This is a genomic window from Stenotrophomonas sp. STEN240 (assembly GCF_056756175.1).
On the sequence record NZ_JBRRBO010000047.1, the window covers coordinates 1 to 14297 of the forward strand.

The 14297-nt window shown below is 64.9% G+C and carries 6 protein-coding genes; all 6 read right to left on the reverse strand.

Translation table 11 applies throughout. The features are described 5' to 3' along the window. Window positions 1-119 precede the first annotated feature (119 nt). Entirely contained in the window at window positions 120-2462 is a 2343-nt protein-coding gene (pbpC, locus tag ACVOKO_RS16335; RefSeq protein ID WP_430980805.1) for a penicillin-binding protein 1C, read from the reverse strand. A 160-nt stretch (window positions 2463-2622) separates the two neighbouring features. After that, the gene (locus ACVOKO_RS16340) at window positions 2623-7530 is read right to left on the reverse strand and encodes an alpha-2-macroglobulin family protein (protein ID WP_430980803.1); all 4908 of its coding nucleotides are present in this window, start codon (window positions 7528-7530) and stop codon (window positions 2623-2625) included. Window positions 7531-7736: 206 nt separating this feature from the next. Then, window positions 7737-8930, reverse strand: coding sequence for a 2-methylaconitate cis-trans isomerase PrpF (gene prpF / locus ACVOKO_RS16345; protein WP_346499930.1), 1194 nt, complete (start codon window positions 8928-8930; stop codon window positions 7737-7739). 105 nt (window positions 8931-9035) lie between these two features. Further along, complete coding sequence (acnD, locus tag ACVOKO_RS16350; RefSeq protein ID WP_346499931.1) at window positions 9036-11651, reverse strand: Fe/S-dependent 2-methylisocitrate dehydratase AcnD; 2616 nt, start codon at window positions 11649-11651, stop codon at window positions 9036-9038. Window positions 11652-12031: 380 nt separating this feature from the next. Then, window positions 12032-13189: a bifunctional 2-methylcitrate synthase/citrate synthase gene (gene prpC, locus ACVOKO_RS16355; protein WP_346499932.1), complete on the reverse strand. Its 1158-nt coding sequence runs from the start codon at window positions 13187-13189 to the stop codon at window positions 12032-12034. Window positions 13190-13340: 151 nt separating this feature from the next. Further along, a complete protein-coding gene (prpB, locus tag ACVOKO_RS16360; protein WP_346499933.1) occupies window positions 13341-14225 on the reverse strand; it encodes a methylisocitrate lyase in 885 nt (294 codons plus the stop codon). Between the last annotated feature and the right edge of the window lie 72 nt (window positions 14226-14297).

Sequence of the window (14297 nt, forward strand, 5' to 3'; positions counted from 1 at the left end):
GCTTACGCCGCTCCTACAATGTTGATGATTGCCTGGAAAGCCTCTGCCGAGCATGGCTCGGCACTACGCATTGCCTGGAAACCTTCTGCCGAGCATGGCTCGGCACTACGGGGTGGTGTTCAGTTCATTACGCGGAAGCGCACGCGGGTCCAGGCGCCGTCGGATGCCAATGCGGTCAGGGTGTGCTCGCCGACATCATTGAAGTCACGCATGAAGGTGCGTGTGCCCTGTGTCTGCGCGATCCAGCGGCCATCCAACAGCCATTCAATCGTCGCCTCGCTGCCCAATGCGCGCAGCTGCAGACGCGGGCCGTGCTGCGCACCCGGCGCGCGCGCCAATGTGGCCAGATCATTCAAGCCTTCGATATGCAGCACGCCGTCGGATTGGCGCCCATCATCGGCACAATCCGATGCCAAGGGCGGCAGACTCTGTGCCTGCCGCTGGGCCACGCTCAGCCACGGCGAGGCCAGTGCAGGCCAACGGGCGATCTCGCGCTGCTCCACCTGCGCATGCCCCTCACAACCGGGTGATAGCCGCTGCCCGCTGCGTGCATCCACCTGGAAACGCATGCGACCGGATTGCCATAGCCGCGCTTCGCGCTCGGGAAAACTGGGCGGCACCACGCCGTCCAGCACCCAGGCTGGAAAGCGCCGCTGGCACATCGCTGCTGGCGTCTGCTCAGCGGCAATGCCCAGTGGCCAACAGATCTCGACTTCACTGACACTGTCCGGCCGCGACCGCACCGCGTTGTCGCCGGCCTGCCGTGGCAGGCTATCGATGACCTCGAACATCAGTGGCAAGGCGGTAACCGCGCCGTACTGGCCGGGCAATGGCGTGCCATCGGGCCGGCCCACCCACACACCAACGGTATAGGTGCGGGTGCTGCCTATCGCCCAGGCGTCGCGGTAGCCGTAACTTGTGCCGGTTTTCCATGCCACGCGCGGGCGGCTGCCGGTATCGAAGGTGCCCACGCCATAACCGGGGCGCGGGTTGGACTCCAACACGTCGCGCACGATCCAGGCAGCGCCCGGCGACACCAGACGGCGCTCGATGCGCGGGTCCTTCGGCGTGTAACGCACCCGCCCGGCGATACCTTCGCGATTGAGCGCGGAGAACGCGCCAACCAGATCTTCCAGCCGCGCGCCGGTGCCGCCAAGAATCAGCGCAAGACTGGGCTGGGTTCCACGCGGGAAGCGCAGGTTGATACCGGCATTGCCCAGCCGCGCGGCAAACCGCGCCGGCCCTACCCGCTCCAGCAGATCCACCGATGGCACGTTCAAGGACAGGCGCAGCGCGGTGGCCGCACCGACCGGGCCGTTGAAGGCAGCATCGAAGTTGCCGGGACGGTAGCCACCGAAACTCTGCGGCGCATCGACAATCAGGCTTTCCGAATGGATCAGGCCGTCATCCAGCGCCATGCCGTACAGGAAAGGCTTGAGCGTCGAACCGGGCGAGCGCCAGGCTTGGACCATGTCCACATGGCCAAGCCGTGCCTTGTCGCCAAAGCTCACCGAGCCGACATAGGCCCGCGCTTCCAAGGTGCTGTTGTCCATCACCAGCAGCGCCGCCGAGGTGCGCTCCGGCAACTGCGAAAAATAGGAAGAAACGCGCTCTTCCAACGTGCGCTGCAAGCCGCTGTCGATGCTGGTTTCGATCTGCGGCACACGCGGTTGTGCGCTGCGCATGCGCTGCGCCAGCAAGGCGGCGTGCAGAGGCTGCTGCAGTGAGCGCGCGACCACCGGCTCGATGCGTGCATCGGCCACATCATCGGCCGACCACACACCGAGTTCGGCCATGCGCGCCAACACCTTGTCGCGGGCACGCTGCGCCGCTTCCGGATGCCGGTCCGGGCGCAGCCGGCTTGGGGATTGCGGCAGCACCGCCAGCAACGCGGCTTCTGCCTGCGACAGATGCGTCGCTGACTTGCCCAGATAGGCCCAGCTGGCCGCTTCCACGCCTTCGATGGTGCCACCGTAAGGCGCGCGTTCCAGGTACAGGTCCAGGATCTGCGCCTTGCTCAGGTGCACTTCCAACTGCAGCGCACGCAGCAACTGCTTGAGCTTGCCCCACGGGGTGCGCGTATGCGGGTCGAGGATGCGCGCAACCTGCATGGTCAAGGTCGAGCCGCCGGAGACGATGCGCCGTTCCAGCAGCATCTGTTTGCCGGCGCGCAGCAACGCCCAGGGATTGATGCCCGGATGCCGCCAGAACCAGCGGTCCTCGTAGGTCAGCAAGGCCTGCAGATACAACGGCGAAATTGTCTTTACGTCAGCCGGGTAACGCCAAACGCCTTCCGCATCGGCGAAGGCGCGCAACGGCGTGCCATCGCGCGCCACCACCAGCGTGCTGGTGTCACGCGACTTCGGCAGCGGCGGTGGGAAGGCCAGGTCCAGCACCAGCAGCACTGTCAGCAGCGCGGCAACGGCCCAACGCAGATTGCGAAGCGTAAGCACGGCACGCAGACGGGGGCCAACGTGTTTCAGCCGAGGGGCGCGCGCGTTCACTGTGGATGGTTCTTCAAACGTTGCCTGTGGAGCTGGGGCGGAATGGCTTGGCCGTGGAAGAGCTTACCCCTCCCCAGCCCTCCCCTTGCCATCGGCAAAGGGAGGGAGCAGGAGCCGATTACGGCTGCACCACCGTGATGGTGCTCGGGTTGGAACGGCCAACACCGCGCATGTCGGGACGGTACATGTCCTCGGCCAGTGGCGGCGGCACCATGTAGGTACCCGGGGTGACCGCACGCACCAGATAGAACACGTGTGCGGTGCTGCCACGCGAGAGCTTCAATGCCGCCACGTAGCGGTCGTCACGGAACTCTTCATGCTTGACGTCAGCAGCGCTGGAGCGGTCACTGACCTTGACCTCGCCCACCACCACATCGGCCCATTGCTTGGCGTCGCCGAGGTTGAAGTTTTCGATCTCCAGCCCGGCTGGCAGCAGGTCGGTCAGCAAGGCATCGGGCATGTTCGAGTTGGCGGTGACACTGAGCCGCACGATCAAGGCCTCGCCTTCCTTCAGCGGCCGCGGCGTCCACGGCTTGCCGTCGGTGCCGAACCAGGACCGCTCGATGCCGATCACGCTGTTGTCCGGTGCCGGTGGCTGGCGCGGAATACCGGCCACATCCAGGCTGGCGAACATCGGTGCCTCGCCCTGCGGCGAGAAACGCACGCCCTGCGCCAACTGCGCCATGTCGAACACGCGCCCGAAGGCCTTGCGGGCGTCGATGTTCTCGACCTTGTCGCCTACCGCCAGCTCGCCGGACACCAGCTTCTTCTGGTTGGCCATCAAGGCCTTGCCCAGACGCGCCAGCGCCACCTGCTCCTGCGTGCTCAGCCACATCAGGCCACTGCCACGGCGCACGTCCAGGGTGCGCCCCAGATCGATCACGCGCGCATCGTATTCCGGCTTGGACAGGCCGCGCTCGTGCAGCAGCGCGATCATCAAGGCCTCGTCGCGCAGGCGGGTGCCGTAGTCGCCGAAGTACTCCGGACGGTCCGCGCTGGATTTTGCAAAGCCCGCAGCGATGGCGGCCTGGCCGCGCTTGCTGTCGCCCTGGATCGCCAACGCCGCACCCAGATGCACCAGCGACAAGCCGGTCACTGCCTTGCTGCGTTCGTTGTCCCACAGCGTGCGCAGCGTGCCCAGTGGCGCGCGGTTGACCCGTGCCAGCACGTAGCCCGAATAGGCCTGGTTGGCGAACTTCAGCCCATCACGGCGGTCACTGCCGTAGAACTGGTTGCCGCCGCTGAGCAGGTCCTCGCTGATCCGGTTCAGTGCCTTCTGCAGCACGTTCTCCGGCACCGCGAAGCCGGCATCCTTGGCGTCGAGCAGGAACTCGGCGACATACGGGGTCAGCGCCGGGTTGATGTAGTCATCATCGCCCCACATCGAGAAGTTGCCATTGGCCACCTGCATCGAGGCCAAGCGGCCGAACGCGCCTTCCATGCGCTCACGGCGGGTTTTGGCATCCAGCCCATCGGCGCCAAGCATGGCCGAGGTGGCCTCATCCAACATCAGCGCTGCGTAGCCCTTGCTGGTGGTCTGCTCGGCGCAGCCGTAGGGGTAATTCAACGCGCCCTGCAGCGCCGAGGCGAACGGGATCGGCGGCAAGGCGCTGACCAGCATGCGCGCATTGACCGAGCCGCCCATCAGGCCGTTGGCGAAACTGCTGTCCAGGGTGACCGGCACCAGCGGATCCAACGTGCGGCTCTGCGAACGCAGCACCGACGGCCACGCCGCACGTACCGGCAGGTCGTAGCGCCGGTCCACCTTGAAGCCGTTGCCGTCGACACGTACCCGCACCTTGGCCACGCTATAGCCTTCCTGCGCGGTCAGCGGGAAGCTCAGGGTGCTCTTGGCGTCGCCGGCCAGCTGCACCGTCCGCGTCGATTCGGCGATGCCGAGCGGGCCTTCGCCATCCACGCGGACATTGAACTCGCCCGGCTTGCCGGTGAAGTTCTGCACGTCCAGGGTAATGGTGCTGCGGTCACCCGGCGCCATCACCCGCGGCATGCTGGCTTCGGCCAGGATCGGCGCACGCACCAGCGTTTCCACATCGCGGTTGCCGTAGCGGTCGGCCGAATACACCATCGTCGATACGCGCAGGGTGCCGTTGAAATCCGGTACCTGCAGCTGCACCCGCGCATTGCCCTTGGCATCCAGCGCCACCGGCCCGGAGAACAGATCCACCGTCTGCACCCGTGCGGTAGGCCGCTTGGCCTGCGGCAGTGCCGCCAACGCCATGTCGCCACCGAACTTGAGCTTGCCGCTGTTGCCCTCGAAGCTCTCGATCACCCGGCCATAGATGTCATAGGCATCCACACCCAGGCGCCGCTGCGCGAAGAAATGCCCGGGTGCATCCGGCACCGGGAAACGGGTGATGTTGAGAATGCCCACGTCCACCGCCGAAACGGTAACGTGCGCCGGCTTGCCAGCCAGCTCGGGTGCGCTGACGGTCACCGTCATCGGCTGTTCCGGGCGCATCTGCTTGGGCGCGATCAGGCCGACCGCGACGCGACGATCGCGACGATCCATCGGTACGTGCACCACGCCCACGGCGCGCGCCGGGGTGATCTTGCTGGGCGCACTGCCACCACGGAATACCAGCGCGGTGATGTAGACATCGTGCCGCTCCCAGTCCTTCGTCACCGGGATTTCGAAGGTGCTGCCCGGCTTGGCATCGATGTCCTGCACATACAGCATGTGGTCGCTTTCCACCATCAACACGCCACGACCGGCATGCGGCGGGGTCAGCGTGACCTTGAGCGTGTCGCCGTCGCGGTAGGCGGTCTTGTCCAGCGACAGCTTGACCTTGTCAGGCCGTGCATCCAGGCCACGGTTGTCGTCGTTCCAGCTCCAGCCGGCGCGGAACGGATAGCGCATGGTCAGGCCGGTGGCCGGGTCGAACACGTCTACCCGGTACTCGCCCCACTCCACCGGGAAATCGAACCGGACGGAGGTTGCACCGGCATCGACGGTGCGGGTCTCCTTGTTCTCGAAACGGCGGGTGAAGTCGTAATCCCAGCGGTTGTCGGTATAGGTCCAGTGGTAATCACGCAGCTCGCGTACCAGGGTGATCTTCAGGCCCTTGGCCGGCTGCGGCTTGCCATCGGCATCCACCCGCATCAGCTCGAAGCGGGCGTTGGCATTGGCATCGGCGCCATCGGTATCGTTGAACAACGGGCGCACCGCGACCAGCGCTGGCGCCGGCCACATCACCCGCTTCATCGTGCGGGTAACGGTGCGGCCGCCGGTTTCATAGACGCTGCCCGAGAGCAGCGCGGCCACGGTGGTGGCCTTGCCTGCTTCGGCGGGCAATGCCACGTCTTCGCGCAGCTTGCCGTCCTTGGGCAAGGTGGTGTCGATCACGTCATTGGCTTCGCGCGGCAGCTGCACGGTCGGGTCGCCGAAGAACCAGCCCGGCATCGACTCCACCGGGTGCTGCTCCACCGCCACCGCCAGGCGCGCGGTGAAGCGATTGCCATCGGCCGGTGCGCCGTACAGATAGGCCGCGTCGGCCTGCAACTTCAGCGGCTCGCCCGGCTTGAGGGTCTTCTGCGTGCTGCCCAGGTCCAGCTTCATGCGCTCGGGCAGGAACTCCTCGATGCGCAGCGTCATGCCCTGCACCGCTTCCTTGCTGGCCGGATCGGTACGGAACTCAACGGTCCAGCGCCCGGTCGGCGCCTCCACCGGGATGGTCTGCTCGAACGAGAAATAGCCTTGCTCGCCGGGCTGCAGGCGGGTCTCGCGGAAGGTCTTGCCGTCGGGCTGCTTGAGCCGCAGGAACACCGGCTGGCCGCCAGTGGCCGGCCCGGCCAGGGTCTTGCCGTCGTTGTCGCGCAGCAGCGCGGAGATGCGCACGGTCTCGCCGGGGCGGTAAAGATCACGTCCGGACCAGGCGAACACATCGAAGTTGGCGTTCTGGCGCCCGGCAACCGCAAACTCGCTCAGGTCCAGCGCAGGCTGGTTGAACGGCAGCATGGTGGTGTCGCTGCCGCTGCTGGCGACCAGCACATGCGCGGCGTCCAGCGTGTAGTTGAGCAAGGCGTTGCCGTTGCCGTCGGTCTGGCCTTTGAGGATGACCTCACCCTTGGCGTCGATGACCTTCAGCTCGACCTTCTTGGCCGGCGCGCCGTCGGCCAATGAAGCGGTATGGACGAACAGCTTGTCCTTGTAGGCGCGGGTATGCAGGCCGATATCACTGACGGTGAAGAACGAGGTATCGAACTCGCTGTCAAAACTGCCGGTGCGCTTCATCACCGCGAAGTACAGACCGGGTTGCTGCAGCTCCTTCACGTCCTGGATCGGCAGGTAGGTCAGCACACGCTCGTTCTGCTTGCCGCCCAGCACGAAACGATTGACGTAGACCGGCTCAGCCAGCTGCGACAGCGGCGTGCGGTCACTGTATTCACTGTCCAGCTCCCAGCTGCCACGGCGACCGCCGCGCTGGTACTGGCTGAAGAAGGTGGGCAGGTCCTTTTCGCGCACGCGCAGGAACTCGACATCCACCTCCGGCACATTGACCGACACCACCGGCAAGCCGCGGCTGTCCTTGGCCGGCAGCACGCTGCCCTGCGAAGCGAAGCCCACCGCCGGATCAAGTTCGCCGGTGAAAACCTTCTGCTTGACCTCGGTGCCCAGCCGGTTGCCGTCGGCAGCCAGCAGATCGGCCGAGATGATCAGCGTGTATTCCTGGGCCGCCTCCACATAGGGATAGCGCAGGGTCTTGCCGTCGTCGGACAGCGACCAGCTGCTGTCCTCGTTGCCGACCTTCTCCTCGAAGCGCAACAACTTGTCGAAATCCTGGGTGCCGACCAGCGGGCGCGTGAACTCAACCGCCAGCGCAAGGCCGTCGCCGCTCTTCTGGTCCGGGTAGGCGCGCAGCATGGCGAAGCCCTTGACCTCTTCCTGCTTGGTCTGGATCGCCTCGCCGGTAGCCCCGGGCAGCTGCCCGCTTTCGTTCCTGCCGCATCCTGCAACCAGGGCCAGCGCCACCATGGCGACCGCCGCCCAACGAATACGCTTCAACATCCTGTTAACCATGGCGTCCTCCCGCAGATGGGCGGAGTATAACCAGCCAGCACGCAAAGCCTTGTGTAACGGTGCGCATTCCGCAGGCGATTCGTCTGGAAGCGGGGCCTGCTGCGGTCGCGCTGACTTGCCGCCCGCCCCCGCGCTAAAGCAAAGGGCCACTGCTGCCAGTGGCCCTCGCCTGGTGCCGCATCAGCCTGGAAAACTCAGAACGCATCACCCGGCACGCGCACCCAGCCTTCCATCAGGATGCGGGCACTGCGGCTCATTACTGCCTTGGTCACCGTCCACTGGCCGTCGACCTGGCTCACTGCGGCGCCCACGCGCAGCGTGCCGGACGGATGGCCGAAGCGCACCGCATCGCGCTGGCCACCACCGGCGGCGAGGTTAACCAGCGTGCCCGGCACCGCGGCGGCGGTGGCGATGGCAACCGATGCCGTGCCCATCATCGCGTGGTGCAGCTTGCCCATCGACATGGCGCGGGCATTGAGATCAATGTCGGCGGCATGGATCTGCTTGTTGCCGCTGGACACATAGTCCTGCGGCGGCGCGACGAACACGACCTTGGGCGTGTGCTGGCGCTTGATCGCTTCTTCTGGCGCCTTGATCAGGCCCATACGCAGGGCACCGGCAACGCGGATCGCTTCCAGCTTGACCAGCGCGGCCTTGTCTTCATTGATGGCCGGCTGCAGTTCGGCACCGCTGTAGCCGACGTCGGCAGCGTTGACGAACACTGTGGGGATGCCTGCAGTGATCATCGTTGCCTGCAGCGTACCGACGCCGGGCACGTCCAAAGCATCGACCAGATTGCCGGTGGGGAACATCGCACCACCGCCCTCACCGTCGCCTTCATCGGCCGGGTCGATGAACTCCAGCACGATCTCGGCAGCGGGAAAGGTCACGCCATCCAGCTCGAAGTCGCCGGTCTCCTGCACCAGACCGTCAGTGACCGGCACGTGCGCGATGATGGTCTTGTTGATGTTGGCCTGCCAGATACGCACTTCGCAGATGCCGCTCTGCGGTACGCGCGCAGCATCAACATAGCCTGCGTGCAGCGCGAACGCGCCGGCAGCGGTGGACAGGTTGCCGCAGTTGCCGGACCAGTCGACGAAATCGGTGTCGATGGAAACCTGGCCATACAGATAGTCGATGTCATGGCCGGGTTTGCTGCTGGGCGAAATGATCACGCACTTGCTGGTACTGGAAGTCGCACCGCCCATGCCATCGGTGTGCTTGGCGTAGGGATCGGGCGAGCCGATTACACGCTGCAGCAAACGGTCGCGGGCAGTGCCGGGCTGCTGCGCGCTGGCGGGCAGGTCCTGGAGGCGGAAGAACACGCCTTTGGAGGTGCCGCCGCGCATGTAGGTAGCGGGGATCTTGATCTGCGGGGTGTGGGACATGTTCAGGCTTTCCTACTTGGTTCTTGATGTGAAGGATCGGATGCGGCATCAGCCACCCCTGCCCTCACCCCAACCCCTCTCCCGCGGGCGGGAGAGGGGCTCTTGTCATGCGTTCGCCGACTCCAGGAAATCCTGCGCGAAGCGCTGCAGCACGCCGCCGGCTTCGTAGATCGCCACTTCTTCATCCGAATCCAGACGGCAGATCATCGGCACCTTCAACACTTCACCGTTGCGACGGGTGATGACCAGGGTCAGGTCCGTGCCCGGCGTGCGCAGGCCCTGCACGTCGTAGGTTTCAGTACCGTCGATGCCCAGCGTGTTGCGGTTGATACCCGGCTTGAACTCCAGCGGCAGTACGCCCATGCCGATCAGGTTGGTGCGGTGGATGCGTTCGAAGCCTTCGGCAGCAATCGCTTCCACGCCGGCCAGACGCACGCCCTTGGCGGCCCAGTCGCGCGAGCTGCCCTGGCCGTAATCGGCACCGGCGATGATGATCAGCGGCTGCTTGCGTTCCATGTAGGTCTCAATCGCTTCCCACATGCGCATGACTTTTCCTTCCGGCTCAACCCGCGCCAGCGAACCCTGCTTCACGCTGCCGTCTTCGTTGCGCACCATCTCGTTGAAGAGCTTGGGGTTGGCGAAGGTGGCGCGCTGCGCGGTGAGGTGGTCGCCGCGGTGGGTGGCGTAGGAATTGAAGTCCTCTTCCGGCAGGCCCATCTTGGCCAGATACTCACCGGCCGCGCTGGAACGCAGGATGGCGTTGGACGGCGACAGATGGTCGGTGGTGATGTTGTCCGGCAGCACGGCCAGCGGCAGCATGCCGCGCAGCGTGCGCTCACCGGCCAATGCACCCTCCCAATACGGCGGACGGCGGATATAGGTACTCTGCGGGCGCCAGTTGTACAACGGGCTGACCTTCTCGCCGTGTTCGACGCGCACGTTGAACATCGGGTTGTAGACCTTGCGGAACTGCTCCGGCTTGACCGAGGCCTTCACCACCGCATCGATCTCGGCATCGCTCGGCCAGATGTCCTTCAGGCGCACTTCGTTGCCGTTGGCATCCACACCCAGCACATCCTTCTCGATGTCGAAGCGCACGGTGCCGGCAATGGCATAGGCGATCACCAGCGGCGGCGAGGCGAGGAAGGCCTGCTTCGCATACGGATGGATGCGGCCATCAAAGTTGCGGTTGCCGGACAGCACGGCGGTTGCGTACAGATCCCGGTCGATGATTTCCTGCTGGATCGCCGGATCCAGCGCGCCGCTCATGCCGTTGCAGGTGGTGCAGGCAAAGGCAACGATACCGAAGCCCAGCTTTTCCAGATCCGGCAGCAGGCCGGCTTCTTCCAGGTACAGCTGCACGGCCTTCGAACCCGGCGCCAGCGACGATTTGACCCACGGCTTGCGGCTCAGCCCGCGCGCATTGGCGTTGCGCGCCAGCAGCGCGGCGGCAATCACGTTGCGCGGGTTGGAAGTATTGGTGCAGCTGGTGATCGCAGCGATGATCACCGCACCATCCGGCATCAGGCCCTCGGCTTCCTCGACCTTGCCGCTCTCCAGCTTGGCTTCGTCGGCAATGCCGCGTTCGGCCAGATCCGATACCGGCAGGCGCTTGTGCGGATTGCTGGGGCCAGCCATGTTGCGCACGACGCTGGACAGATCGAACTCCAGCACGCGCTCGTACTTCGCCGTTTCCAGCGCGTCGGCCCACAGGCCGGTGGTTTTGGCGTATTTCTCGACCAGCGCGATCTGTGCTTCTTCGCGGCCGGTCAGGCGCAGGTAATCAATGGTCTGCTGGTCGATGTAGAACATCGCCGCCGTCGCACCGTATTCCGGGCACATATTGGAAATGGTGGCGCGGTCGCCGATGGTCAGTGCAGCGGCACCTTCACCGAAGAATTCCAGCCACGCACCGACCACGCGCTCCTTGCGCAGGAACTCGGTAATCGCCAGCACCACGTCGGTGGCGGTGATGGTCGGCTGCGGCTTGCCGGTCAGCTTGACGCCGATGATGTCGGGCAGGCGCATCCACGAAGCGCGGCCCAGCATCACGTTCTCGGCTTCCAAGCCACCCACGCCAATGGCGATCACGCCGAGCGCGTCCACGTGCGGGGTGTGGCTGTCGGTGCCCACGCAGGTATCCGGGAAAGCCACCCCGCCCTGCTGGTAGATCACCGGCGACATCTTCTCCAGATTGATCTGGTGCATGATGCCGTTGCCCGGCGGAATCACATCGACGTTTTCAAAGGCCAGCTTGGTCCAGTCGATGAAGTGGAAGCGGTCTTCGTTGCGGCGGTCTTCGATGGCGCGGTTTTTGGCGAACGCATCCGGATCGTAGCCACCGCATTCCACTGCCAGCGAGTGATCGACGATCAGCTGCACCGGCACCACCGGATTCACCTTGGCCGGGTCACCGCCCTTGTCGGCGATGGCATCACGCAGGCCCGCCAGGTCGACCAGCGCGGTCTGGCCGAGGATGTCGTGGCAGACCACGCGTGCCGGGAACCAGGGGAAATCAAGGTCGCGCTTGCGTTCGATCAGCTGCTTGAGCGAATCGCTCAGCGTGGCCGGGTTGCAGCGGCGCACCAGGTTTTCGGCCAGCACGCGCGAGGTATAGGGCAGCGTGGCGTAGGCGCCGGGCTGGATGGCATCGACTGCGGCGCGTGCATCGAAGTAATCGAGCGTGCTGCCGGCGAGGTGTTTGCGGTAATCGGTATTCATGGCTGGCCTGTGAGGGTCTGGGCTTGCTGGTGTGCGTTGGTTTACCCGCGGGTGCCTGCAATTGCAGCAAACCCACAGCACCACATGGAATCTGGCAACTCCCTTCTCCCGCTTGCGGGGGAAGGTGCCCGAAGGGCGGATGGGGGGAGCTCTTGCTCTTGCTCTTGCTCTCGCTTGAGCTCCAGCTTTGCTTCGCTCTTTTTCAACGGGCTTGAAGCTTGATCTACGTGCTAGAAGCCTCCCCTCACCCCAACCCCTCTCCCGCAGGCGGGAGAGGGGCTTTATCTCGCTTGTGACGAAGATGGTGCAGGCGCCATCCCGCTTGTGGCGAAGATGGTGCAGGCGTCATCTCGCTTGTGGCGGAGATGGCTTTGGTTTCATTAAGCGCGCTTATCCAACGGCACGAAGGTCTGGTCTTCCGGCCCGGTGTAATTCGCGCTCGGGCGGATGATCTTGCCGTCGATGCGCTGTTCGATGATGTGCGCGCTCCAGCCTGCAGTACGTGCGATAACGAACAACGGGGTGAACATTGCCGTGGGCACACCCATCATGTGGTAGCTGACCGCGCTGAACCAATCCAGGTTCGGGAACATCTTCTTGATGTCCCACATCACCGCTTCCAGACGCTCGGCAATGTCGTACATCTTCATGTTTTCCTGCTCGGCCGACAGCTCGCGCGAGACGTCCTTGATCACCTTGTTGCGCGGATCGGACACGGTGTAGACCGGGTGGCCGAAACCAATCACCACTTCCTTGCGCTCGACGCGGGCCTTGATGTCGACCTCGGCTTCGTCCGGGGTTTCGTAGCGCTTCTGCACTTCGAAGGCGACTTCGTTGGCACCACCGTGCTTGGGACCGCGCAGTGCACCGATACCACCGGTGATGGCGCTGTACATGTCGCTGCCGGTACCGGCGATCACGCGGCAGGCGAAGGTCGAGGCATTGAACTCGTGTTCGGCGTACAGGATCAGGCTGGTGTGCATGGCCTTGACCCAGGACTCGCGCGGCTGCTCACCGTGCAGCAGGTGCAGGAAGTGGCCGCCGATCGAATCATCGTCGGTCTCCACGTCGATGACCTTGCCGTTGTGGCTCCAGTGGTACCAGTACAGCAGCATCGAACCCAGGCAAGCCATCAGCTTGTCGGCGATGTCGCGTGCGCCCGGGTGGTTGTGGTCGTCCTTTTCCGGCGACACACAGCCGAGCACGGAAACACCGGTACGCATCACGTCCATCGGGTGCGCCGAGGGCGGCAGTTCTTCCAGCGCGGCCTTGACCGATGCCGGGATGCCACGCAGCGCCTTGAGCTTGGCCTTGTAAGCACGCAGCTCGGCCTTGTTGGGCAGCTTGCCGTGCACCAGCAGATGGGCGATTTCCTCGAACTCGCTGGTATTGGCCAGGTCCAGGATGTCGTAACCACGGTAATGCAGATCGTTGCCGCTACGGCCAACGGTGCACAGCGCGGTATTACCGGCAGCGGTGCCGGACAGGGCGACGGACTTCTTCGGCTTGAACGCCGGTGCGGCGGTGGATTCGGACATGGTGTGAACCTCGCTCAGATACGGGATTTTGAAGCCCTTCTCCCATCGGGAGAGGGGGTGGGGTGAGGGTGCGGTCAGAGCCACGAAGACCTGGTCGTACCCTCATCCGGCGCTACGCGCCACCTTCTCCCAGTGGGAGAAGGAAGTGCAGTTACTTCTTCGCAGCGAACGTCTTGTCCAGGCTGCGCTCGAATTCGTGGTAACCGATACGGTCATACAGCTCCTCGCGGGTCTGCATGCTGTCCACCACGTTACGCTGGTGGCCATCGCGGCGGATGGCTTCATACACGCTTTCGGCTGCCTTGTTGGCCGCACGGAATGCCGACAACGGGAACAGTTGCATGGCCACACCGGCCGAGGCCAGTTCGTCGCGGCTGAACAGCGGGGTCGCACCGAACTCGGTGATGTTGGCCAGCAATGGCACCTTCACCGCATCGGCGAAGCGCTTGTAGGTGTCCAGGTCATACGCTGCTTCGGCGAAGATGCCGTCAGCGCCGGCTTCCACGCAGGCCAGTGCGCGCTCGATGGCGGCGTCCACACCTTCCATCTGGATGGCATCGGTGCGGGCGATCAGGAAGAAATCCGGATCGGTCCTGGCGTCGGCCGCGGCCTTTACCCGGTCCACCATTTCACCCTGCGACACGATCTCCTTGCCCGGGCGATGACCGCAGCGCTTGGCGCCGACCTGGTCTTCGATATGGCAGGCAGCAGCGCCGGCCTTGATCAGCGACTTCACCGTGCGCGCGATGTTGAACGCACTGGGGCCGAAGCCGGTATCGATGTCCACCAGCAGCGGCAGGTCGCAGACATCGCTGATGCGGCGTACGTCGATCAGCACATCTTCCATCGTGTTGATGCCCAGGTCCGGCAGGCCCAGCGAGCCGGCGGCAACACCGCCACCGGACAGGTAGATGGCACGGTAGCCGGCGCGCTTGGCCAGCAGGGCGTGGTTGGCGTTGATGGCGCCCACGATCTGCAGCGGGGTTTCGGCGGCCAGTGCGGCGCGGAAGGCTGCGCCGGCGGAAGAAAGACTCATTGGGTGGCTCCTGGCGGGGCGGAGGCGAGCATGCCATTCCGCTATGGCGCTCAATCTGTCACTATCCGATGC

Coding starts and splice junctions, on each gene's coding strand:
- ACVOKO_RS16340 (WP_430980803.1), bottom strand. CDS start 7,530: ATGTTGAAGCGTATTCGTTGGGCGGCGGTCGCCATGGTGGCGCTGGCC.
- prpF (WP_346499930.1), bottom strand. CDS start 8,930: ATGTCCCACACCCCGCAGATCAAGATCCCCGCTACCTACATGCGCGGC.
- prpB (WP_346499933.1), bottom strand. CDS start 14,225: ATGAGTCTTTCTTCCGCCGGCGCAGCCTTCCGCGCCGCACTGGCCGCC.
- prpC (WP_346499932.1), bottom strand. CDS start 13,189: ATGTCCGAATCCACCGCCGCACCGGCGTTCAAGCCGAAGAAGTCCGTC.
- acnD (WP_346499931.1), bottom strand. CDS start 11,651: ATGAATACCGATTACCGCAAACACCTCGCCGGCAGCACGCTCGATTAC.